The following is a 19,762-nucleotide window of genomic DNA, read 5'->3' on the forward strand; positions in this document are numbered from 1 at the left end:
GTGTCCGCCCATCTGTGATGGGTGTGACAAGGCGCGGGAGCGCGCCCCTTGCGGTCGACCTCCCTGCCCGATCAGGCGGTCCCGGCACTGGCCGAGAGGGATACCGGATCAACCCCCAGCGACCTCAGCGCCGCTTCCCACTTGTCCAGATCCGCCATATCGAACAGCAACTCGCTACTGGCCTCAGCCGTCAGCCAGCCATTGGCGACGATCTCGCCCTCCAGCTGCCCCGGCCCCCAGCCTGCATAGCCCAGCATCACCGTCAGCTTGTCCGGGCCACGCCCCTCGGCGATATCCTCCAGAATGTCCAGCGTCGCCGTCATGGCGAATCCCCCGGGTATTTCCAGCGAATTTACCCGCGATTCATACTCGTCCGAGTGCAGCACAAAGCCCCGCTGTGTCTCCACCGGGCCACCGAAACGCACCGGCAGCGCCGCCGCTTCGGGGTCCGCCTTGATCTCCAACTGCTCCAAAAGGCTGCCCAGTTTTACCTCCGGCGCCGTCTTGTTCACGATCAGCCCCATGGCGCCCTCCTCGCTGTGCGAGCACAGAAACACCACCGAATGTTCAAACCGCGGATCGCCGATGCCGGGCATGGCGATCAAGAGTTTACCTGTAAGATCCATTTCGTTTGTCTTTCTGTCTGCGTGCTGTGCGGACCGGCCGGTTCGACCCAAACGGCATGGGGCCAGCATGCAACCCGCGGCCAGTTGGTGCAAGGGCGCGGCTCGGCAAAGACCCGCCTGCGACATTGGTGCAGCCCGGCCAGGCACATTCTGACCGCTTCGTGACTTGGCATTTACTCATAGAATACGCATCTATGGTATTATGATGATCATGCAACCTCCCCACGCTCCTGAACGGCCTTCCAGCGCCGCGCCCCTGCTTCGCCGTGCCCTGAACACGCCACTCAGGCGCCGCGCCGCTGCGACCTTGTTCGCCCTTCTTGCGCTGGCGCCCTTGGGACATGCCGCAGAGGCCACAGAGGCGCTGGCGCCGTCGGATCTTGTGCAGATCGAAATCCTTGATGGCGGGCTCACCAGCCGGGGCACCTATATGGGGGCCCTGCGGTTGACCCTGTCGGAGGGCTGGAAGACCTACTGGCGCACGCCAGGCGATGCGGGCATTCCGCCGCGGTTTTCCTGGCGGGGGTCGCGCAATATCGGCGCGGTCGAGATGACCTGGCCCGCGCCCGAGGTCTTCATGTCTGCGGGGTACCGCACCATCGGCTATCACGACCAGGTCATTCTGCCGGTCGAGATCACCCCGAAACAGCCCGGCAAACCGGTCCGTCTCAAGGGGCGCATGGAACTGGGCATCTGCAAGGATGTCTGCGTGCCCTCCGAATTGAAGTTCGACCACCGGCTCCAGCCCGAGGCCCGGCGCAACCCGGCCATTGTGGCGGCTCTGGCCTCGCGCCCCTATTCGGCGGCCGAGGCGGGGGTCACCTCCGCCACCTGTTCGCTGACGCCCGGCCGCTACGGGCTGAAGGTCGAGGCGCGCATCCAGATGCCCAGCGCCGGCGGAGAGGAGCTCGCCGTGATCGAGCCCGGCACCCCTCATCTGGTGGCCGGAGAGACCAGCGCCCGGCGCAGCGGCGGCTTCCTTCTTGCCAGTACCGAGTTTCTGCCCGCAACCCAGAACAGCCCCGCAGCCATTGATCGCTCCAACCTGCGCATCACCGTGCTGGGCCAAAACCATGCGGTCGATATCCAGGGCTGTGACGCCGGATGAGCCGCCCGGTCTTGGGCGCCTTGGCGGTCGTGTGCCGCCGCGTTGCGGGCCGTGACAGCGTCATCCTGGTTCAGCGCCGCAATCCCCCCAGCGCGGGCTGGTGGGGTTTTCCCGGCGGCCATGTGGAATGGGGCGAAACCGCGCTGGAGGCCGCTGCGCGTGAATTGCACGAGGAAACCGGCGTGCAGGCCCGCCCGCTGGAATATCTCACCAATGTGGATGTGATCCTGCCCGACCCTGCGGGCGGAGCCGAGGGTATTTCCCATCACTACCTGCTGACGGCGGTTCTCTGCGATTACGTGACCGGCACGCCGACGCCCGACGACGATGCCTTGCAGGCCGATTGGGTCGCCGTCGACAGCCTCTCTGCCAGCGGGCTGGAGCTGATCGATCAGGTGGCCGAGGTCGCCCTGCTGGCCCGGTCTCGCTGGCGCGATCTCATGGCGTGAATGAGCGCCCCCACGAGATAGGTCACCAGCGCCAGCACCGCCGATCCGATCAGGAACAGGACCAGCCCCGCCTTGATGGGATCCATCCCTGCAAGGGCGGGGGCGACGCCCGACAACACACCGCGCAGCATCGGATGCAAGGCGCCTGTTGCCATGGCCCAGCCCATCGTCACGGCCAGCCAGCCCAGCTGCGCCAGACCAGACCCCACGATCAACCCGCGCAGACCCCGCGTATGCGCCCGCCCGCGTGAGCGCAGCGCCCGCCGCAGCGAGGCCAGCGGGTGCGAGGCGTCCCGCTGCACGGCCACCAGCGCAGGCACCACCAGCAGCACCAGGAACATGCCAAAGCCAAGCCCGTAGACCAGGGTGATTACCGTCGGTTTCAGGAACTGCGCCTGTTGCGAGCTTTCGTACATCAAGGGCGCCAGCCCCAGCACCGTGGTCAGCGTGGTCAGCATCACCGGCCGCAACCGGTCCGCCGCGCCGTCGATGATCGACGGCACCAGCCCGCGCTCTTTGGCGTAGTCGTCGATGGTGGTCACCAGCACAATGGAATCGTTGATGATGATCCCGGTCATGCCCAGAAGGCCCACCACCGTGAACATGCTGAGCGGCACCTCCCAGATGTAATGGCCCCAGATCGTGCCCACCAGGCCAAAGGGAATGATCGCCATCACCACCAGGGGCCGCGTCCAGCTGGCAAAGATCCAGGCCAGCACCAGGTAGATGCCCGTGAGGCACAGGATCAGACCGGTGCCCGCCTCCGACAGGAAGGTGTCTTCCTGTTCGCTTAGACCGGACAGACGCCACTCGACCTGCCGTTCGCTGGCGATATTGGGCAGAATCTCTTCTTCCAGCGCCTTGATCACCGCTTCGGCGCGCGCCGGGTCGTCCTCGGAAATGTCGCCTGTGACGCTGATCACCCGAATGCCGTTTTCCCGCCGCACGGTGGAAAAGCCGCTGCGCTGGCTGACCGAGACGATATCGGCCAGGGGCACGTAGCTGCCATTCGGCGCCCGCATCAGGGTGCGTTCGAGGAAATCCGCCGTCAGCTCGCCTTCCGGCAGCTCCACGCGGATGGTGGCGCTGCGCGGCCCCTCCGGATAGGTGGCCGCCTCGATGCCGTTCAGGCGCGCGCGCAGGGCCCGGCCCAGGCTGTCGATGGTAAAGTTCAGCGCCTGCCCCTGCGGGGTCAGATCCAGGATCAGCTCTTCCTTGTCATAGGCAAGGTTGTCCTCCACCGCCGAGACCTCGGGGAACCGCAGGACAGCGGTTTTCAGATCCTCGGATGCGGCTTTCAGGGTCTGCACCTCGGCGCCGTAGAACTGCACATCCAGCGCATCGCCCCCCGGCCCCGAGCGCCAGCTGCGGAAGGAGATCGTCTCGACCATCGGGTGGCGTTCCACCCGGTCCTGCAACTCGGCAACAAAGGCAAAACTGGAATACTCGGGCCGCAGATCCGCGTCGATCAACTCGATCGAGATGCCACCCAAGAGATCCTCGTCCTTGGCATCGACGCCCGACAGGCCGCGCCCGGCATTGCCGCCGACCTCGGCCATGACGAAGTCCAGCGGGTTGCGGCCATAGCGTTCGGCATATTCGGCGCCCAGCGCCTCGGTCGCGCGCTGCATCTCGCGCATCATCGCCAGCGTGTCTTCGCGGGTAGCACCTTCCGCCATGGCAAAGTTGCCGGTGACCGATCCCCGCTCCGGCGCGTTGAAGAAGCGCCATTTCACATCGCCGCCGATGAACAACGCCAACTGGCTGGCCAGGATCACCGCAGCCCCCGCCAACACCACGTAACGCGCCCGCACCACCAGGCCCATCAGCGGGCGGAACAGGGTGTCTCGCAGCCAGCGGAAACCGCTGTTCACCGCCCGGTTCGGCCAGTCGTACCAATGCCGCTGCTGTCCATGCGCCAGGGCATGGGCCATGTGATTGGGCAGGATCAGGAAACACTCCACCAAAGAGGCCGCCAGCACCGCGATCACCGTGAAGGGGATGTCGCGGATCAGATCGCCAAACCGCCCGCCGATAAACGTCAGCCCGAAGAAGGCGATGATCGTGGTCAGCGTCGCGGCAAAGACCGGCATCGCCATGCGCCGGGCGGCGTTTTCGGCCGCCTGCACCGGGGGTTCGCCGAGACGACGCACCCGGAAATCGGCGTGCTCCCCCACCACGATGGCATCATCGACCACGATACCAAGCGTGATGATCAACCCGAAGAGGGAGACCATGTTGATGGTCAGCCCGGCCGCATACATCAGCGCCACGGCGGCAAACATCGCCGCCGGTATGCCCGCCGCCACCCAGAAGGCGATGCGCACATTGAGGAACAGGAACAACAGGACCAGCACCAGGCCCAGCCCCATCAGACCGTTGTCGACCAGGATGTTCAACCGGTCCGAGATCGCCTCTGCCCGGGTGCGGATCAGGTCGGCACTGACGCCCTGCGGCAGGCTCTGCTGCAATTCGCCAACGACCTTTTCCACGGTGTGCTGAATGCCGATGGCATCGCCCTGATCCGAACGGTCCACCCGGATCGACATGGCCGGGCTGTCGCCCACGAAGTAGGATCGCGCGCGATCCACGCCTTCGACCCGGACCCGCGCCACATCGCCGATGGTCAGCACAGATCCATCCGCATTGGTGCGCAGCACGATCCCGGCGATTTCATCGGGGCTGCGTTTCTCGCGCCCAGTGCGCACGCGGGCATTTGCGCCCGTCACGTCTCCTGCGGGATCGGCAGTCACTTCAGCCGCGATTGCCGTGGCGATCTCGGACATGCTGACATCATGGGTGATCAGCGAAGCCGAGGGCACCTCGACAATGGTTTCGGGCGCGGCGACGCCCCGAATGGTGGTGCGGGTGACGCCAACCTCGAACAGGCGCACGACCAGCTCATCGGCAAACAGGCCCAGCTGCGCCGGGCCGATATCGCCGGTGATCACAACGTCCGTCACACGATCCCGCCAGGCGCCGCGTTTGACAGTCGGTTCCTCGGATTCTTCCGGCAGGGTGGTGACCAGGCTTACGGCGGTCTGCACGTCATCGGCGGCGCGCGACATGTCCCAGCCCGGTTCGAAGTCCAGCGTGATGGTCGCCAGCCCTTCCCGCGAGATCGCGCTGCTTTCCTCGACCCCGTCAACCGCCAATAGGGCAGGCTCCAGCGCCTGCACGATGGCGCTGTCCACATCCTCAGGCCCGGCGCCGTCCCATTGCACCCGCACGGTGACATTCTCGACGATCACATCCGGGAAGAACTGCGCCCGCATGTTCGGGATCGCCGCAGCGCCCAGCACCAGCAGGATCACCAGCAGGAGGTTCGCCGCCGTGCGGTGACGGGTGAAATAGCTCAGGATACCGCCCGCGGGCCGGGACAGATCGCGCATGGATCAGCCCCCCATCCGGGTTTCGATACGGTTCACCAGCTGCGCGGGCACCGAAGGTTCCGCAAGCTTAGCCAGCACCCGCTTGCGCGCCTCCTCTGGCATGCGCGTGTTGCCCTCCACAAAGGCGACAAGTTTGGCGCGGCGATCCTCTGTCAGTTCGATCAGCTCCGGTTCCGGCGCCACGACCTGTGCATCGGCCCCCAGCCGCAGCGGCCGCACCCGGATCCCCGCACCCAACAGGGGCGTGCGCCCCATAACCACGTCGCGCCCGGCAAGCCCCGCGCCGCGGATCAGCACATCGTCGCCCTGCCGACGCACCAGGTCCACCGGAAGCGTCTCCAGCCGGTCATCCGCGCCCAGGACCAGAACCGCACCATCGCTGCCCAGCGCCGAGGCGGGCACGCGCACCACGCGTTCGACCGGCGGCTCGGTCACGGAAACGGTGACGAAATCGCCCGGTTTGAAGCCCGGCGCCGCATCCAGACGGGCATAGACCAGGCGCCCGGTCTGCCCATCCCCCGCCGCGCCGCTGACACGCGACAGCGTGCCCGTGGCCGACAGCGCCGCCCCCGCGGCATCCAGCATCACCTTCACCGGCGCTTCAATCAGGCGGCCCGCCTCATCCAAAAGCCGCGCATATTGCGAGGTGGAGACGCGAAAGGCGACCTCCAGCCGGTCCGGATCCACCAACTCGGCCAGTTTTTCATTGGCAGAGACCAGCCGCCCTTCCACCAGGGTCACCGCTTGCAAGGTGCCGCTGAAGGCCGCCGTGATGGTGGTATCGGCCAGATCACGCCGCGCAGTCTCCAGAGCGATCTCGGCCCGGGCGACGCGGGTCTTGGCCTGATCGACACGTGCCTCGGCCTGCGACACCGCCTGCCTGCGCGAAATCACCGCCTGGCGCGCCTGTGCTGCCGCAAGGGCCGCGGTTTCCACGGTCGCGGCGGTGCCGACACCGCGTTCCTCCAGGTCCAATTGCCGCTGATAGGCCTTCTGGCGCAGCTCCGCCTGATCCTGCGAGGCGGCGAGTTCATCATTGGCCAGTACCAAGGCCCGGCCCGCATCGCGCTCCTCGGCCTCGGCATCCAGCATGTCCGCCTCGGCCCGGTCCAGTGCCGCCTGCGCATCCGCCGGGTCGATCTGCACCAAAAGCGCGCCTTCATCGACGCGCCCGCCCTCTTCGAAATGGTCGGAAAGATGGATCACCCGGCCGCCCAGCGCGGTGCGCAGTTCCAGGGTGCGGCGGCTTTCGATGCGGCCAAAGGCGATGAGTTCAGGCGCGATGGTCTGTTCATCCGCCGTCACCACGCGCACCGCAAAGATGCGTTCGCGGGCAGGCGGCGTGCGCGGCTCGGCATTCATCCGTGCCTCAATCGCGCCCATCACCAGCGATCCCGCCCAGGCCAGCAGGCCCAGCGTCAGCGCTGCCAAAAACAGGCCCATCAAACTATGCCGCAGAAACCGCATGTCTTTTCCTTCCGGTGGCAAATGCTGCCGATATTTCCCAAACCAACACCCAGGCAGGGGCGATCGCCCACCTGAAAAGATAGCAACTGAACATACCCTTTACGAGCTTACACGCAGGCGCGGATCACTTCCGTCGCAGATGTTCATCCAAACGGGGCATTATTTCGACGAAATTGCAGGGGCGGTGGCGGAAATCGAGCTGCTTGCCCAGGATTTCGTCCCAGCCATCCTTGCAGGCGCCAGGGCTGCCGGGCAGCGCGAACAGATAGGTGCCCCCTGCAACACCGCCCGTGGCCCGCGACTGCACCGCCGAGGTGCCGATCTTCTGCATGGAAACTATGGTGAACACCGTGCCGAAGGCGTCGATCTCTTTTTCATAGACATCCCGGTGCGCCTCCACCGTAACGTCGCGCCCGGTGAGGCCGGTGCCGCCAGTCGAGATCACAACATCCACCTCCGGGTCGGCCACCCAGGCGCGCAGCTGATCGGCGATCTGGTCCCGCTCATCCGGCAGGATCTTGCGATCCGCCAACACATGACCCGCCTCGGTCAAACGGTCCACCAGCACCTGCCCCGAACGGTCCTCTTCCAGGGATCGGCTGTCAGAGACGGTCAGGATGGCGATGCGGACGGGGATGAAGTCCTTGCTCTCATCGATACGGGACATGGCTTATGAACCTCATGCTTTTTCAAGAATGGCGAGCCGCAGCGCGAGGCCCGCGAAGATACCGCCAGAGATACGCCCCAGCCAGCGCCCGGCCACGGGGTTGGTGATCAGCCGCCGCCCGGCCTGGCCCGCAAAGATCCCGACCAAGCCGTTGATCACGAAACCGCCAATGGAAAGGATCGCGCCGAAGACCAGGAACTGCATCAGGACCGGTCCGGCCTCGGGCACCACGAACTGCGGGATGAAGGCCAAAACGAAGAGGATCACCTTGGGGTTGGTGAGATTGACCAGAAAGCCAGAGCGGAAGGCGCGCGCGGCGGGCACCGCCGGGGCATCGCCCGTTACCGGCCCGCTGCGAAAGGTGGTCCAGGCCAGGTACAGGAGATAGGCCACCCCGATCCAGCGGATCACGTCGAACAGCCCCGGCACCGCCGCTACGGCAGCCCCCAGGCCGAGGCCCGCCAGCACCACATGCACGAAACAGCCCGCCGTGATCCCGGCACTGGCCGCCACCGCGGCACCACGTCCGGATCGCAAGCCCTGGCCAAGGCAGAACATCATATCCGCCCCCGGCGTGAGGTTCAGCGCCAGCGCTGCGGGCACAAAGGCAAGAAGGGTCAAAGGATCAATCATTGTCTACCTCGAAGAAATTGGCCGTGGGTCCAAGGTTGGCAAAGGCGGTGCGGCCAATCTGCCCCCTGGCACCCCAGGCCTCGTGCACGTGCCCAAAAAGGGCCAGCTGCGGCTGCAGCCGTTCGATCGCGGCCCGGATCGCGGTAGAGCCGACCGAGAGGCCGGTGGAGGTCAGATCGCCAAGCCCCTTGGGCGGCGAATGGGTGACCAGAACATCCGCCTGCGTGCAGGGCGCCAGCAGCGCCTCGGCCGCCGCCTCGGGTAGATCCCAGGACCAGGCGCCAAAAGGCGTTTCCGGCACGCCGCCGCCCAGCCCCCAGAAGGTCACGCCCTCGATTGTCACACCTTCCCCGTGCAGCACATGGGCGTTTGCGGGTGCTACGGCGCGCAGCTCATCGGCGCTTTCGGCATTGCCTGCCACCATCACCATGGGCGCGGCGATGCCCGAGAGCAGCTCCATCGCCTCATCCAGACCCTGCCGCGCGTTGCAGAAGTCCCCGGCGCCCACCACGAGGTCAGCGTCGCCACTGGCGGCAACCAGATCGGCGGCGCGGGCGCGGGCCAGGTGCAGGTCGGAGAAGGCAAGGATTTTCATGGGCGAATTCTCATCACAGGGCCGTCAGCCGCGCCTTCAGCTCCAGAAGATCGGCCCAGGCGGCGCGTTTCTGGGCGGGCTGGCGGAGCAGATAGGCCGGGTGGAACATCGGAATGACCGGCTTTCCCCAGACCTGATCCCACTCCCCGCGCAGACGGGTGATGCCGCGTTTGCCTAGCACCGCCTGACAGCTGATATTGCCCATCAAGACCAGCACTTCGGGTTCGGCCAGCTCAACGTGGCGTTTCAGGAAAGGCACCATCATCGCGATTTCAGCTGGCAGCGGATCGCGGTTCTGCGGCGGGCGCCAGGGCAGCACATTGGTGATATAGACGTTCTTGTCGCGGGCCAGATCAATGGCGCCCAGCATCTTGTCCAGAAGCTGCCCGGCGCGGCCCACGAAAGGACGTCCCTCGCGATCCTCATCGCGGCCCGGCGCCTCTCCGATGATCATCACGCGCGCGCCGGCCTGACCGTCCGAGAACACCAGGTTGCGCGCGCCGCGTTTCAGCTCGCAATGATCGAACCCCGCCATCGCCTCGCGCAGGGCAGGCAGGGCGGTCGCCCCGCGCGCAGCCTTTTGGGCAAGCTCCACCGGGTCGACCTTGGGCGGGCGCTGGATCTGGCCGGGCTTCACCGCATCGGGCCGCGCATCGCTGGCGGCTTTGGGCGCCTGCTGCTCCAGCTCGTAGCGATTGACAGGCTCTTCGCACAGGGCCTCGGTTGCGCCCAGTTCGATCTGCCAGGCCAGCAAAGCCCGGGCGCTGTAATAGTCCAATGCCGATTCCATGGCGCAAAGCTACTCTGCCCAGACGCCAAGCGGAACCACAGACTTGCGCGCCGGGACAAGAGGTAACAGGCGCGCGGGCTGCAGCGATACAGGAGCGCCTTGCCGGACCTTGCCGCCCCGCCTATAAGGGCGCGCAAACAGCGCGGAGCCCGCCTCATGTCTCATGTTTCCCCAGCAGCCCCCGGCCCCAGTTTTGCAGCCCGTCATCTTTTGGGGATCGAGCACCTGAAGCCCCATGAGATCACCGAGATCCTGGATCTGGCCGATACTTACGTGGATCTGAACCGCCGCCCCGAAAAACACTCGGACGTGCTGGCGGGGCTGACGCAGATCAACATGTTCTTTGAGAACTCCACCCGTACCCAGGCCAGTTTCGAGCTGGCCGGCAAGCGTCTTGGCGCGGATGTGATGAACATGGCGATGCAGGCGTCCAGCATCAAAAAGGGTGAAACGCTGATCGACACGGCGATGACGCTGAACGCCATGCATCCCGATCTTCTGGTGGTGCGCCACCCCCATTCTGGCGCCGTGGACCTTCTGGCGCAAAAGGTGAACTGCGCGGTGCTGAACGCGGGCGACGGGCGGCATGAGCACCCGACGCAGGCCTTGCTCGATGCGCTGACGATCCGGCGTGCCAAGGGGCGGCTGCATCGGCTCAACATCGCGATCTGCGGCGACATTGCCCATTCCCGCGTGGCGCGTTCGAACCTGATCCTTCTGGGCAAGATGGAAAACCGCATCCGCCTGATCGGTCCGCCGACCCTGGTGCCTGGTGATTTCGCCGAATTCGGCGCCGAGATCTATGACGACATGCGCGAAGGCCTGAAGGATGTGGACGTGGTGATGATGCTGCGCCTTCAGAAAGAGCGCATGGACGGCGGCTTCATCCCATCCGAGCGCGAATACTACCACCGCTACGGGCTGGACGCCGAAAAACTGGCGCTGGCCAAGCCCGATGCCATCGTCATGCACCCCGGCCCGATGAACCGCGGGGTGGAGATCGACGGCACCATCGCCGATGACATCAACCGCTCGGTCATCCAGGAACAGGTGGAGATGGGCGTCGCCGTGCGCATGGCGGCGATGGACCTGCTGGCCCGCAACCTTCGCGCCGACCGCATGGAACAGGCGGGCTGACCCGGATGGAGGGCGTCATCCATATCCCGGCGGGCGAACATGGCGCGATCCGTCTGTTCCGGCTCGATATGCGCCCCGAACAGGCGGCCTTCCTGAAAGAGCCCGGCGCCCTGGCGCAGGTGCTGGGGATCGACATGCTTGACATGGAGCAGGTCGATATCTTCCCGGTGAGCGACCTGGAGGAGATCGGCCTGACAGGATACCTGACCGAGGGCATGGGCGTGCCCGAAGAACAGGTCGCGGCGGACCGGGAGCGCCTTGATGCGCTCGACGGCCATGTGATGGCGATCCGCTCGCGTGCCTTTGGCGGGCGCGAGATGCGGCTGACGCCCGCCGATCAGATCCAGCTTTTTGCCACCTATGGCATCCCCGGCACCACCTGGACCGCGCCGCCGATCAAGACCGACAGCGCCAAGCCCTATTCCGCGCCCAAACTGCCGCCGCGCCAGGCCCGCGCCGAGGCGCGCCGCATCGGCGCCACGCTCTTTGCCGTGGTGATGGGGCTGATCTTCCTTGTCCTCTACCTGCTGGTGGCCTGATATGGATGAGATCACCTTCACCCCCGACCGCAGCGCCTATATCCGCGCCCATGCCTGGATGGCCGCCTTTGCCATGGCGGCGGGCATGGGGGTCCTCTGGGCCGCAGGCAATCCGCATATCTGGACCGGTGCCATCGGCGGACTTGCCGCCATCTCCTTTCGCGGCTGGTATCTGGCGAGCGAGGAACTGGCCGTCGTCTGGCGCATCGCGGATGGGGAGCTGACCGGCCCGGCCGAACGCCGCGTGCCGCTGCCTGAGATCGAAACGCTCCGTTCCATGGGCGGCTATGTGCAGGTCATCACCACGGGTGGCGACAAGCACCTGATCAAATACCAGGCCGATCCGGCCTCTACCCTCTCAGCCATCGAAAGAGCCCGCGCATGACCACTCTTTTCCTCAATGCCCGCCTGATCGCCCCCGAGGCCGGAACGGATGCGCCGGGGGCCGTTCTGGTAACGGACGGTCAGATTGCCGAAATCCTGCCCGAGGGTACGCAGGCAGAGCAGCTGTTTCGCGCACGAAACATTGACCCCGAAAAGGCCGAGGTCGTCGATTGCGGCGGCAAATGCCTGGCGCCCGGTATCGTCGATATCGGCGTAAAGGTCTGCGAGCCGGGCGAGCGCCACAAGGAAAGCTACAAGACCGCAGGCCTTGCGGCGGCGGCGGGCGGGGTCACCACCATGGTGACGCGGCCGGACACCAGCCCCGCCATCGACAGCCCCGAAACGCTGGAATTCGTCACCCGCCGCGCCCAGGCGGATGCGCCGGTCAATGTGTTGCCCATGGCCGCCCTCACCAAGGGGCGCGAGGGGCGCGAGATGACCGAGATCGGCTTTCTGATGGATGCGGGCGCCGTTGCCTTTTCCGACTGCGATCACGTGGTGGCCAATACCAAGGTGTTTTCCCGCGCGCTGACCTATGCCCGTAGCTGCGGAGCGCTGGTCATTGCCCACCCGCAGGAACCGGTCCTGAGCGCAGGTACTGCCGCCAGCAGCAGCAAGTTCGCCACCCTGCGCGGCCTGCCTGCGGTTTCCCCGATGGCGGAACGTATGGGGCTGGACCGCGACATCGCGCTTCTGGAGATGACCGGCGCGCGCTATCACGCCGACCAGATCACCACCGCCCGCGCCCTGCCCGCGCTGGAACGCGCCAAGGCCAACGGACTTGATATCACCGCTGGCACCTCGATCCATCACCTGACACTGAATGAACTCGATGTTGCCGACTACCGCACCTTCTTCAAGGTGAAGCCGCCGCTCAGATCCGAAGAGGACCGGCTGGCGGTGATCGAGGCAGTGCGCACCGGGCTGATCGATACGATCTCTTCGATGCACACCCCGCAGGACGAGGAGAGCAAGCGCCTGCCCTTTGAGGAAGCCGCCGCCGGCGCTGTCGCGCTGGAGACCCTGCTGCCCGCGGCCTTGCGCCTTTATCATGCCGAACTCTTGGATCTTCCGACCCTGTTCAGGGCCATGTCGCTGAACCCGGCGAAACGCCTGGGCCTGCCCTCTGGCCGACTGGCGGCGGGGGCTCCTGCGGACCTGATCCTGTTCGATGCCGATGTGCCCTTTGTGCTCGATCGCTTCACGCTGAAGTCGAAATCGCAGAATACCCCCTTTGACGGGCAGCGGATGCAGGGCAGAGTGCTGGCAACCTATGTGGCGGGCACGCCCGTCTTCCGGAGAGACTGATGCCGAACCTTGAAACCTCCCTCGTGCAACTCTTGCTCTGGGCCGTTGTGGGCTATGGGCTGGGGTCCATTCCATTCGGTCTGGTGCTGACCCGCCTGATGGGGCTGGGCAACCTGCGCGAGATCGGATCGGGCAATATCGGCACCACCAATGTGCTGCGCACAGGCTCGAAACTGGCTGCACTCCTGACGCTCTTGCTGGACGGCGGCAAGGGCGCCGTCGCCGTGGTTCTGGCCCGCCTGATGGCTGGCGAGGATGCGGCGCAACTGGCCGGTCTTGCGGCCTTTCTGGGGCATTGCTTCCCGGTCTGGCTGGGGTTCAAGGGCGGCAAGGGGGTTGCAACCTTCCTGGGGCTGATGCTGGCGCTGGCCTGGCCCGTGGGCGTGGCAGCCTGTCTGACATGGCTGGCGGGCGCGGCGGTGACCCGCATGTCCTCGGCCTCGGCGCTGCTTTCGGCGCTGGCGGCGCCAATCTGGGCTATGATGCTGGGCGCGCCACAGGTCGTAGCCCTGACCATTGCGCTGACAGCGATCGTCTTTTGGCGCCATTCCGAGAATATCGCGCGCCTTCGCGCGGGAACCGAGCCAAAGATCGGCCAGAAATAGGATCTAGGCCGCCTCCTGCCGTGGCAGGCTGACCCGGTTGCGGCCCTGCTTCTTGGCGGCATATAGCGCTTCATCGGCGCGTTTGAGGACCTCTTCAACCGTCTTGCGGCCATCGGCATAGCCAAGCCCGATGGAGATCGTACAGCCAAGGTTCGCCCCCGAAACCTTCACGGTCTTCCGTTCCACCGCCTGGCGTATCTCTTCGGCGCGCTTGACCGCCTCCTCCATGTCCTGTTGCGGCAGGCAGACCACGAATTCCTCGCCCCCGTAGCGGGCCGCCAACCCGTCCCGGCGCACATGATCCTGGATCACCCCGGCCACTTGGCGGATCACCTCATCCCCGACCAGATGGCCGTAGGTATCATTCACCTTCTTGAACAGATCGATATCCAGCATCAGGAAGCTACCCCTGAAATCCGACTCCATCTCATGCATCTGACGCATGAAATGACTGCGGGTCAGCAGGTTGGTCATCTGATCATGGGCCAGGAGATGCTCCAGCCGCTGGTTGAGACGATAGATCTCCAGCGATCGGCGGGCGGACATCAGGCAGGCGGGCGGCGCAATCAGCAAGGGTCCGAGAATCGCCGCGCGCAGCATATCGACCGTCAGATTGTCCCCCAGCAGCACCCAGGTCAAAAGCACGGAGAGCACGGTCGCCATGGCGGATACGGCGATGATGTACCGCCATTTTTCGGCATCAGTGCGGATCTTCAACATGGCTACTCTTGCTCGAACACTCAGGCAGAACCCTAGCATCCATTGGTTAACCCTCTCTTCAGGTTTGGCAGAACCTTGTCCGTTCAGGCGACAATTTTGGCCGTTCTGCGGAGTTTTCACCGGGGTGCTCACGACCGTCGCGCGGCCTTGTGATGTGCGGACATGAACAAGTCAAATGGACGTCAGGCGCAGTCAAAATGAGTTGTTTTGAACGTGAGCGCCTCTGCCTCCACATGGGTGCTGTGACAGCCGCAACAGGTTGCACACAGAATAACGACCCCTGGGCCAGAATAGGGAGCATTACGTCCCTGGCCTCTTTTGAAAAGGATGGAACCATGAACACTTTCAAGACCCTCGTGAGCGGCGTTGCACTCTCGGTTGCCCTGGCGACGTCGGCCATGGCGGCAGGCGTTGAGCTCAATGCCTCCTCCACCGGTCTGGCGCTGCAGGGCTATGACCCGGTTGCCTATTTCACCGTTGGTGAGCCGACCCCCGGCAACTGGAAAATCACCTCGGTCCACAATGAGGCGCTATATCGTTTCGCCTCCGAGGAAAACAAAGTTGCATTTGAAAAGAACCCCGAAGCCTACCTGCCGGAATACGGCGGATACTGCGCCTTCGGTGCGGCCATGGGCTTCAAGTTCGACGGCGACCCGACCCTGTGGAAAATCGTCGACAACAAGCTGTACCTGAACCTGGCGGAAGACATCCAGAAGCGCTGGGAAGGTGATGTTGCGGGCTTCATCGAGAAGGCCGACGCCAACTGGGACGACATCGCCGACAAGGACCCGGCAGCGCTGCAGAACCAGTAAGGTTCCGACACCTCCCAAAACGCGACCTCACTCACGGACGCGCAAGACCCGGCGGCAGGATTTCCTGCCGCCGTTTTTCATTGACACGACTCGCAATCCTGTATTTTCTGAAATTACAGAAATTTCAGGACCGATCGAATGCACCTCACCCCCGCTATGCAGAACTTCATCCTCCACTGGGGGGAAATGGGCTCCAAATGGGGCGTCAATCGCTCGGTCGCTCAGATCCATGCGCTCTTGCATATCTCACCCGAGGCGCTCACGGCCGAGGAAATCTGCGGCACGCTGAACCTGGCGCGGTCAAATGTCTCCAATGGCCTGAAGGAGTTGCAGGCGCAAGGGCTGGTCAAATCCTCCCGGCAACTGGGGGACCGGCGCGATCATTTCACCTCGATCCGCGACATGTTCGATCTGGTGGATGCGGTGGTGGCCGCCCGGCGCGAGCGCGAATTCGCCCCCACCTTGCGCGCCCTGGAACAGATCATGGCCGAGGCCGAAGAGGACAACACCCCCAAGGTCATCAAGGCGCGCATGGGCGAGACCCTGCGTGTGATGCAGATGTTTGATGACTGGTACATGGACTTCTCCCGCCTGCCCCGCGCGGTGCATCTGGCGGTTCTGAAAATGGGATCGAAACTGGTGCGTTTCCTGCCCGGCGGAAAATCCGACTAGATCCGCCAAAAAATTTTGCCCGGAGATTTCACAAATGACAGAAATAACTGCAAGTCAGAAAACTCCATTCCCTCTAAAGGCGGCAAACCGCCATCTGGTAGACCCGGTCGCCTTCTTCATCGCCATGATTGGTGGGCCGCTGCTGCTGGGGATCGCCGGGTTACCAACCATCATAGCGCCCTTTGCCACCGTAATGGGCGGGCCTGTCTATCTGATCGTCGGCATCCCGGTGATGTTGGTCTACATGGCACAGCACAGGGTGACGCCCTACGACTGGGCTTGGCTTGCCTTTGTCACCCATCTGGCAGTCTTTCTGCCGATCTTTCTTATTGCTGTCCTGACCAAAGGCAACGTCGACGGCTCCAGCATCTACCTTATCTTCGGCTGTTTCTTTGCCCCCGTCTGGGGCTGCATCAGCGGCGTGCTCTACGCCCGGCTTGAACGCGATTTCTACAAACAAACCCTCTGATCCGAAAGGACCCCCACCATGCTGTTTCAAATCGCAACCTACCTCACCCTTGCCCTTCTCATGGTCACCGCCATGACCCTGATGATCCTCAAGATCGCCAGCATCTTGGGCGACTGTCCGCAGTCGGGCCGCGCCGCGCGGGCGGCGGGCGTCACCATCGCCACCGGCTATGCCATGATCGCCGTGGGCGGCGTCGGGCTGATCGGTGCAGCGCTCCCGTTGCTGACGAGTGGAAGCCGGGGCCTGCTGCCCGCGATGGGCATCGCGAGCCTTTTGCCTGCCCTCGGCTTTGCCGCGATCTGCCTGGGCCTTGGCTTTACCCATGCCGTCGCCACCCTGCGCGCCGTGGTCCGCGAGGCCATGACTGCGGCTCGGCCGACCCAACCCGCCCCGCAGCCCCCTGTCCCAAGCCCCGCATAGGTCCTGAAGAAAGGAAAAGACATGCACCCCCGCGAGACCGCTCCCGTCCACGTGCCGTGGCAAGACCTCTTGGACCTGCGCCCATGGCAAAAGGGGATCGAACTCACCCTGCCGCTGCCGTGGCTGGCGCTGTCCTGGGCGCTCTATGCCTCGCCGCTCTGGCCCCTGGGCGCCTTGGCAAGTTTCATGTTCTTTCTCTGTGCCCTGCGCCTGAACCACGAGGCGATCCATGGCAATCTCGGCCTGTCCCGGCGGTTTGATATCGCGTTGTTGCATCTGCTCAGCGCTCTGATGCTGGGGTGCAATTCCTCGGTCGCCTGGAGCCATATGCAACACCACCGCCACGCCATGGGTCCCGGCGACCTTGAAGGCCACTGCGGCCACATGAGCGCCCGTGACGTGCTGCTTTACGGTCCGCGCTTTCCGCTCGATCTGATCCGCCACTGCTGGCAGGGCGGCGGTCGCAAATGGCGGTTGCGGATGCTGCGCGATGGTCTGGGGGTTGCCCTGGTCCTTGCGCTCTTCGTCTCAAGCGGCGCTGGTTTCCTGATGTTGCACCTTGCGGCCATGGCCGTGGCGCAATGTCTGACCGCCTTCTTTGCAGTCTGGATCACCCATCAGGGCACGGCCAGGACCGGACAGGCAGGACGGAGCCAACGCGGGTTCCTGGCCCGCCTCGCCTATCTGATGTTCTACCATCGCGAACATCACCTCTTTCCCAAGGTGCCGGTCAGCCGACTGCCGGATCTTGCAGCCCGGCTGGATGCACAGGTCCCCGGCTACGCCCAAGCCCGCCAGCCGGTGGTTCCCTGGCTTGATCAGGCGCCCTAGACCGCAAGCGGCAGCGCCACCCGCGCCAGCGTTGCAGGCGCCGCAAGAGCCGAGACAACAGGAAAAAGGGGCGTCTCAGCGGCGCCCCCTTCCAATCCTTCGGCAGTTTCCTGTCAGTAGCTGTATTCGGCGTAGATGCGCGTGAGATCGCCGTTCCAGTCGCCGTGGTAATGCTCCAAGAGCTCATCCGCCGGGACCTTGCCGCTGTCGATGCTCTCCTTCAGCGCGCTCAGGAAATGCGTCTCGTCCGGCACCATGCCGCCTGCACCGGCGCGGGCGCGGGCCTTGAGGCCCGCCTCGGAGATTTCCAGAACCTGCCGTGCCAGATCGTGCATCTTGATCGCGCCCACCTCGGCCTGCAGCGCCTGTTCGGCAGCGCCCACGCGCAGGGCCTCGCGGGTCTCTGCATCCCAGCCCTTCACCAGATCCCAGGCCGCATCGAGGCTGCTTTGCTCGTACATCAGGCCAACCCAGAAGGCGGGCAGCGCGCAGAGCCTGCGCCAGGGGCCGCCATCGGCGCCGCGCATCTCCATGTATTTCTTGATCCGCGCCTCGGGGAAGGCGGTGGTCAGGTGATCGGCCCAATCGCTGAGCGTCGGAGTTTCCCCGGGCAGCGCGGGCAGCTCGCCCTTCAAGAAGTCGCGGAAGGACTGGCCCAGCGCGTTGATGTACTGACCGTCGCGGTAGACAAAATACATCGGCACATCGAGCGCATAGTCCACGTAGCGCTCAAATCCCATGCCCTCCTCGAAGACGAAGGGCAGCATGCCGGTGCGCGCATCGTCGAGGTGGCGCCAGATGGTGCTACGCCAGGATTTCTGGCCGTTGGGCTTGCCCTCGAAGAAGGGAGAGTTGGCGAACAGCGCGGTTGCCACCGGCTGCAGCGCCAGCGCCACGCGCAGTTTCTGCACCATGTCGGCTTCGGAGGCGAAATCGAGGTTCACCTGCACCGTGGTGGTCCGGCGCATCATGGCGCGGCCCATGGTGCCGACCTTGGTCATGTAATCGTTCATCAGCCGGTAGCGCCCCTTGGGCATCAGCGGCATTTCCTCGTGGCTCCAGATCGGCGCGGCGCCCAGACCGATGAAACCCACACCGATCTTGTCGGCGATCTCCTTCACCTCGCGCAGGTGGGCGTTCACCTCGTCGCAGGTCTCGTGGATGGTCTCCAACGGGGCGCCGGAGAGCTCCACTGCACCGCCGGGCTCAAGGCTGACGTTGGCGCCATCCTTGGTGAGACCGATCAGATTGCCGCCCTCGGTCACCGGCGACCAGCCATAGCTGTCGCGCAGCCCTTCCAGAACCGCCAGGATCGAGCGCGTCCCCTCGTAGGGCAGCGGCTTCAGAGTGTCCTTGCAATAGCCGAACTTCTCGTGCTCGGTGCCGATGCGCCAATCGGCGCGCGGCTTGCAGCCGGAAGCCAGGTATTCGGCCATCTGTTCGTGGCGTTCGATCGGCCCGCCGCCGGACTGGGGAATGGACATGCCGGACACTCCGTCCTGTTGTTTCGCTCGTTTCGGCGGTCAGGAGTGAGGGGAAAAGCCGCCGGTGTCAATGCAGCCTTTGGTTCGATGGGCGGCTTGGGCTGCGCTCCCAGATCACGACCTGGTGAGCGCCGACCTTGCGCAACTCTGTCAGCATCCGCTCTGTTTTGAGGCCCGGAAGCGCGGCGAACACATCAAACAGCGCCTCATGGCCTTCGGCATTCACAGGGATCGCCAGCGGTGCCTGACCGGGTTGTTCCAGCACCCAATGCGGCGGTTTGGAGGTGTGATCAAGCCTGAGCCGCTCGATCTCGGACGCGGCCACCGCGCCGCCCGTCAGCGGGCCGAAATAGGCGATCTGCCCCTCATCCACCTGCACGACGCCGGGTCCGCCTGCACCCAGCCGAAACCTGAGCCGCTGCGCACCGATCACCAATAGCACCAGGCCGACCAGGATCAGCGCCCAGCCGGTCACCGCCGTAAACCCATAGGATGTGTAGGCCCATTTGAGACCGATCAGCAGCATCAGCACCGCCACGATCAACTCGCGCCAGCGCCACAGGGTGGCCCGCGCCTCAGGTCGGATGAAACTCATGTGCAGCTCTCCGCATTGCCTGTGCACAGCGGCACAGTGAACCCGCGCCGATGTTTTGC

22 protein-coding genes are annotated in these 19,762 nt (G+C 64.8%); 12 read left to right on the forward strand and 10 right to left on the reverse strand.

Annotated features, from left to right (window positions below; translation table 11 throughout):
- Window positions 1–71: 71 nt before the first annotated feature.
- Complete coding sequence (locus PXK01_RS11655) at window positions 72–695, reverse strand: YqgE/AlgH family protein (protein ID WP_274860149.1); 624 nt, start codon at window positions 693–695, stop codon at window positions 72–74.
- A gap of 238 nt (window positions 696–933) precedes the next feature.
- Here PXK01_RS11655 and PXK01_RS11660 point away from each other — a divergent pair, with 238 nt between their 5' ends.
- Together PXK01_RS11660 and PXK01_RS11665 are read left to right on the forward strand one after the other, a co-directional pair.
- Window positions 934–1,734, forward strand: coding sequence for a protein-disulfide reductase DsbD domain-containing protein (locus PXK01_RS11660; protein WP_446728447.1), 801 nt, complete (start codon window positions 934–936; stop codon window positions 1,732–1,734).
- The gene (locus PXK01_RS11665) at window positions 1,731–2,183 is read left to right on the forward strand and encodes an NUDIX hydrolase (RefSeq protein WP_274849086.1); all 453 of its coding nucleotides are present in this window, start codon (window positions 1,731–1,733) and stop codon (window positions 2,181–2,183) included. The genes PXK01_RS11660 and PXK01_RS11665 overlap by 4 nt, the downstream gene beginning before the upstream one ends.
- On the opposite strand, the gene PXK01_RS11670 is transcribed toward PXK01_RS11665, so the two are convergent.
- The 6 genes from PXK01_RS11670 to PXK01_RS11695 all read right to left on the reverse strand — a co-directional run bounded on the left by PXK01_RS11670 (window position 2,126) and on the right by PXK01_RS11695 (window position 9,727).
- Window positions 2,126–5,575 (reverse strand): efflux RND transporter permease subunit, encoded by a 3,450-nt coding sequence (locus tag PXK01_RS11670; protein WP_274860150.1) that lies wholly within the window; start codon window positions 5,573–5,575, stop codon window positions 2,126–2,128. The genes PXK01_RS11665 and PXK01_RS11670 overlap by 58 nt on opposite strands.
- A 3-nt stretch (window positions 5,576–5,578) precedes the next feature.
- Window positions 5,579–7,042 carry an efflux RND transporter periplasmic adaptor subunit gene (locus tag PXK01_RS11675; RefSeq protein ID WP_274860151.1) on the reverse strand — a complete coding sequence of 488 codons (1,464 nt, stop codon included), beginning with the start codon at window positions 7,040–7,042 and terminating at the stop codon, window positions 5,579–5,581.
- 124 nt (window positions 7,043–7,166) lie between these two features.
- Window positions 7,167–7,709, reverse strand: coding sequence for a molybdenum cofactor biosynthesis protein B (moaB, locus tag PXK01_RS11680; RefSeq protein ID WP_274849083.1), 543 nt, complete (start codon window positions 7,707–7,709; stop codon window positions 7,167–7,169).
- Between the two features lie 12 nt (window positions 7,710–7,721).
- Entirely contained in the window at window positions 7,722–8,342 is a 621-nt protein-coding gene (locus PXK01_RS11685) for a LysE family translocator (protein WP_274860152.1), read from the reverse strand.
- The gene (locus PXK01_RS11690) at window positions 8,335–8,937 is read right to left on the reverse strand and encodes a metallophosphoesterase family protein (RefSeq protein ID WP_274860153.1); all 603 of its coding nucleotides are present in this window, start codon (window positions 8,935–8,937) and stop codon (window positions 8,335–8,337) included. The genes PXK01_RS11685 and PXK01_RS11690 overlap by 8 nt, the downstream gene beginning before the upstream one ends.
- Before the next feature lie 13 nt (window positions 8,938–8,950).
- A complete protein-coding gene (locus PXK01_RS11695; RefSeq protein ID WP_274849080.1) occupies window positions 8,951–9,727 on the reverse strand; it encodes a uracil-DNA glycosylase in 777 nt (258 codons plus the stop codon).
- Between the two features lie 156 nt (window positions 9,728–9,883).
- Here PXK01_RS11695 and PXK01_RS11700 point away from each other — a divergent pair, with 156 nt between their 5' ends.
- The 5 genes from PXK01_RS11700 to plsY are packed head-to-tail and all read left to right on the forward strand — an operon-like array spanning window position 9,884 to window position 13,700.
- Window positions 9,884–10,864 carry an aspartate carbamoyltransferase catalytic subunit gene (locus PXK01_RS11700; protein ID WP_274860154.1) on the forward strand — a complete coding sequence of 327 codons (981 nt, stop codon included), beginning with the start codon at window positions 9,884–9,886 and terminating at the stop codon, window positions 10,862–10,864.
- Window positions 10,865–10,869: 5 nt separating this feature from the next.
- Window positions 10,870–11,403 (forward strand): hypothetical protein, encoded by a 534-nt coding sequence (locus PXK01_RS11705; protein WP_274860156.1) that lies wholly within the window; start codon window positions 10,870–10,872, stop codon window positions 11,401–11,403.
- 1 nt (window position 11,404) lies between these two features.
- The gene (locus tag PXK01_RS11710) at window positions 11,405–11,788 is read left to right on the forward strand and encodes a hypothetical protein (RefSeq protein WP_274860157.1); all 384 of its coding nucleotides are present in this window, start codon (window positions 11,405–11,407) and stop codon (window positions 11,786–11,788) included.
- On the forward strand, window positions 11,785–13,095 hold the full coding sequence (gene pyrC, locus PXK01_RS11715) for a dihydroorotase (RefSeq protein WP_274860159.1): 1,311 nt from the start codon (window positions 11,785–11,787) through the stop codon (window positions 13,093–13,095). Before PXK01_RS11710 ends, pyrC begins: the two co-directional genes overlap by 4 nt.
- The gene (gene plsY, locus PXK01_RS11720) at window positions 13,095–13,700 is read left to right on the forward strand and encodes a glycerol-3-phosphate 1-O-acyltransferase PlsY (protein WP_274860160.1); all 606 of its coding nucleotides are present in this window, start codon (window positions 13,095–13,097) and stop codon (window positions 13,698–13,700) included. The genes pyrC and plsY overlap by 1 nt, the downstream gene beginning before the upstream one ends.
- A gap of 3 nt (window positions 13,701–13,703) precedes the next feature.
- Here the strand turns inward: plsY and PXK01_RS11725 are convergent, their stop codons facing one another.
- A complete protein-coding gene (locus PXK01_RS11725) occupies window positions 13,704–14,420 on the reverse strand; it encodes a GGDEF domain-containing protein (RefSeq protein ID WP_274860161.1) in 717 nt (238 codons plus the stop codon).
- A 335-nt stretch (window positions 14,421–14,755) separates the two neighbouring features.
- Here PXK01_RS11725 and PXK01_RS11730 point away from each other — a divergent pair, with 335 nt between their 5' ends.
- The 5 genes from PXK01_RS11730 (at window position 14,756) to PXK01_RS11750 (ending at window position 17,624) form a co-directional block, all read left to right on the forward strand.
- Window positions 14,756–15,232, forward strand: coding sequence for a YHS domain-containing (seleno)protein (locus PXK01_RS11730; RefSeq protein WP_274849073.1), 477 nt, complete (start codon window positions 14,756–14,758; stop codon window positions 15,230–15,232).
- Between the two features lie 138 nt (window positions 15,233–15,370).
- Window positions 15,371–15,904, forward strand: a complete 534-nt coding sequence (locus PXK01_RS11735; RefSeq protein WP_274860162.1) for a GbsR/MarR family transcriptional regulator — start codon at window positions 15,371–15,373, stop codon at window positions 15,902–15,904.
- Window positions 15,905–15,938: 34 nt separating this feature from the next.
- A complete protein-coding gene (locus tag PXK01_RS11740) occupies window positions 15,939–16,373 on the forward strand; it encodes a hypothetical protein (RefSeq protein ID WP_274860163.1) in 435 nt (144 codons plus the stop codon).
- An 18-nt stretch (window positions 16,374–16,391) separates the two neighbouring features.
- Window positions 16,392–16,793: a hypothetical protein gene (locus PXK01_RS11745; RefSeq protein WP_274849070.1), complete on the forward strand. Its 402-nt coding sequence runs from the start codon at window positions 16,392–16,394 to the stop codon at window positions 16,791–16,793.
- Between the two features lie 21 nt (window positions 16,794–16,814).
- Complete coding sequence (locus tag PXK01_RS11750) at window positions 16,815–17,624, forward strand: fatty acid desaturase (protein ID WP_274849069.1); 810 nt, start codon at window positions 16,815–16,817, stop codon at window positions 17,622–17,624.
- 113 nt (window positions 17,625–17,737) lie between these two features.
- On the opposite strand, the gene PXK01_RS11755 is transcribed toward PXK01_RS11750, so the two are convergent.
- Together PXK01_RS11755 and PXK01_RS11760 are read right to left on the reverse strand one after the other, a co-directional pair.
- A complete protein-coding gene (locus PXK01_RS11755; protein ID WP_274860165.1) occupies window positions 17,738–19,108 on the reverse strand; it encodes a glutamate--cysteine ligase in 1,371 nt (456 codons plus the stop codon).
- Between the two features lie 67 nt (window positions 19,109–19,175).
- Window positions 19,176–19,703 carry a hypothetical protein gene (locus tag PXK01_RS11760; protein ID WP_274860167.1) on the reverse strand — a complete coding sequence of 176 codons (528 nt, stop codon included), beginning with the start codon at window positions 19,701–19,703 and terminating at the stop codon, window positions 19,176–19,178.
- Between the last annotated feature and the right edge of the window lie 59 nt (window positions 19,704–19,762).

The sequence above is a fragment of the Phaeobacter sp. PT47_59 genome (assembly GCF_028890025.1).
In the GTDB taxonomy this organism is placed as follows: domain Bacteria; phylum Pseudomonadota; class Alphaproteobacteria; order Rhodobacterales; family Rhodobacteraceae; genus Phycobacter.

What these genes read in the sequence shown, in the direction of transcription:
- PXK01_RS11655 (WP_274860149.1), bottom strand. Translation starts at nt 695, where the DNA reads ATGCTGGCCCCATGCCGTTTGGGTCGAACCGGCCGGTCCGCACAGCAC.
- PXK01_RS11735 (WP_274860162.1), top strand. Translation starts at nt 15,371, where the DNA reads ATGCACCTCACCCCCGCTATGCAGAACTTCATCCTCCACTGGGGGGAA.
- PXK01_RS11685 (WP_274860152.1), bottom strand. Translation starts at nt 8,342, where the DNA reads ATGATTGATCCTTTGACCCTTCTTGCCTTTGTGCCCGCAGCGCTGGCG.
- plsY (WP_274860160.1), top strand. Translation starts at nt 13,095, where the DNA reads ATGCCGAACCTTGAAACCTCCCTCGTGCAACTCTTGCTCTGGGCCGTT.
- PXK01_RS11755 (WP_274860165.1), bottom strand. Translation starts at nt 19,108, where the DNA reads ATGTCCATTCCCCAGTCCGGCGGCGGGCCGATCGAACGCCACGAACAG.
- PXK01_RS11710 (WP_274860157.1), top strand. Translation starts at nt 11,405, where the DNA reads ATGGATGAGATCACCTTCACCCCCGACCGCAGCGCCTATATCCGCGCC.
- PXK01_RS11705 (WP_274860156.1), top strand. Translation starts at nt 10,870, where the DNA reads ATGGAGGGCGTCATCCATATCCCGGCGGGCGAACATGGCGCGATCCGT.
- PXK01_RS11745 (WP_274849070.1), top strand. Translation starts at nt 16,392, where the DNA reads ATGCTGTTTCAAATCGCAACCTACCTCACCCTTGCCCTTCTCATGGTC.
- PXK01_RS11725 (WP_274860161.1), bottom strand. Translation starts at nt 14,420, where the DNA reads ATGTTGAAGATCCGCACTGATGCCGAAAAATGGCGGTACATCATCGCC.
- PXK01_RS11700 (WP_274860154.1), top strand. Translation starts at nt 9,884, where the DNA reads ATGTCTCATGTTTCCCCAGCAGCCCCCGGCCCCAGTTTTGCAGCCCGT.
- PXK01_RS11730 (WP_274849073.1), top strand. Translation starts at nt 14,756, where the DNA reads ATGAACACTTTCAAGACCCTCGTGAGCGGCGTTGCACTCTCGGTTGCC.
- PXK01_RS11740 (WP_274860163.1), top strand. Translation starts at nt 15,939, where the DNA reads ATGACAGAAATAACTGCAAGTCAGAAAACTCCATTCCCTCTAAAGGCG.
- PXK01_RS11665 (WP_274849086.1), top strand. Translation starts at nt 1,731, where the DNA reads ATGAGCCGCCCGGTCTTGGGCGCCTTGGCGGTCGTGTGCCGCCGCGTT.
- PXK01_RS11760 (WP_274860167.1), bottom strand. Translation starts at nt 19,703, where the DNA reads ATGAGTTTCATCCGACCTGAGGCGCGGGCCACCCTGTGGCGCTGGCGC.
- PXK01_RS11690 (WP_274860153.1), bottom strand. Translation starts at nt 8,937, where the DNA reads ATGAAAATCCTTGCCTTCTCCGACCTGCACCTGGCCCGCGCCCGCGCC.
- PXK01_RS11675 (WP_274860151.1), bottom strand. Translation starts at nt 7,042, where the DNA reads ATGCGGTTTCTGCGGCATAGTTTGATGGGCCTGTTTTTGGCAGCGCTG.
- pyrC (WP_274860159.1), top strand. Translation starts at nt 11,785, where the DNA reads ATGACCACTCTTTTCCTCAATGCCCGCCTGATCGCCCCCGAGGCCGGA.
- PXK01_RS11670 (WP_274860150.1), bottom strand. Translation starts at nt 5,575, where the DNA reads ATGCGCGATCTGTCCCGGCCCGCGGGCGGTATCCTGAGCTATTTCACC.
- moaB (WP_274849083.1), bottom strand. Translation starts at nt 7,709, where the DNA reads ATGTCCCGTATCGATGAGAGCAAGGACTTCATCCCCGTCCGCATCGCC.
- PXK01_RS11750 (WP_274849069.1), top strand. Translation starts at nt 16,815, where the DNA reads ATGCACCCCCGCGAGACCGCTCCCGTCCACGTGCCGTGGCAAGACCTC.
- PXK01_RS11695 (WP_274849080.1), bottom strand. Translation starts at nt 9,727, where the DNA reads ATGGAATCGGCATTGGACTATTACAGCGCCCGGGCTTTGCTGGCCTGG.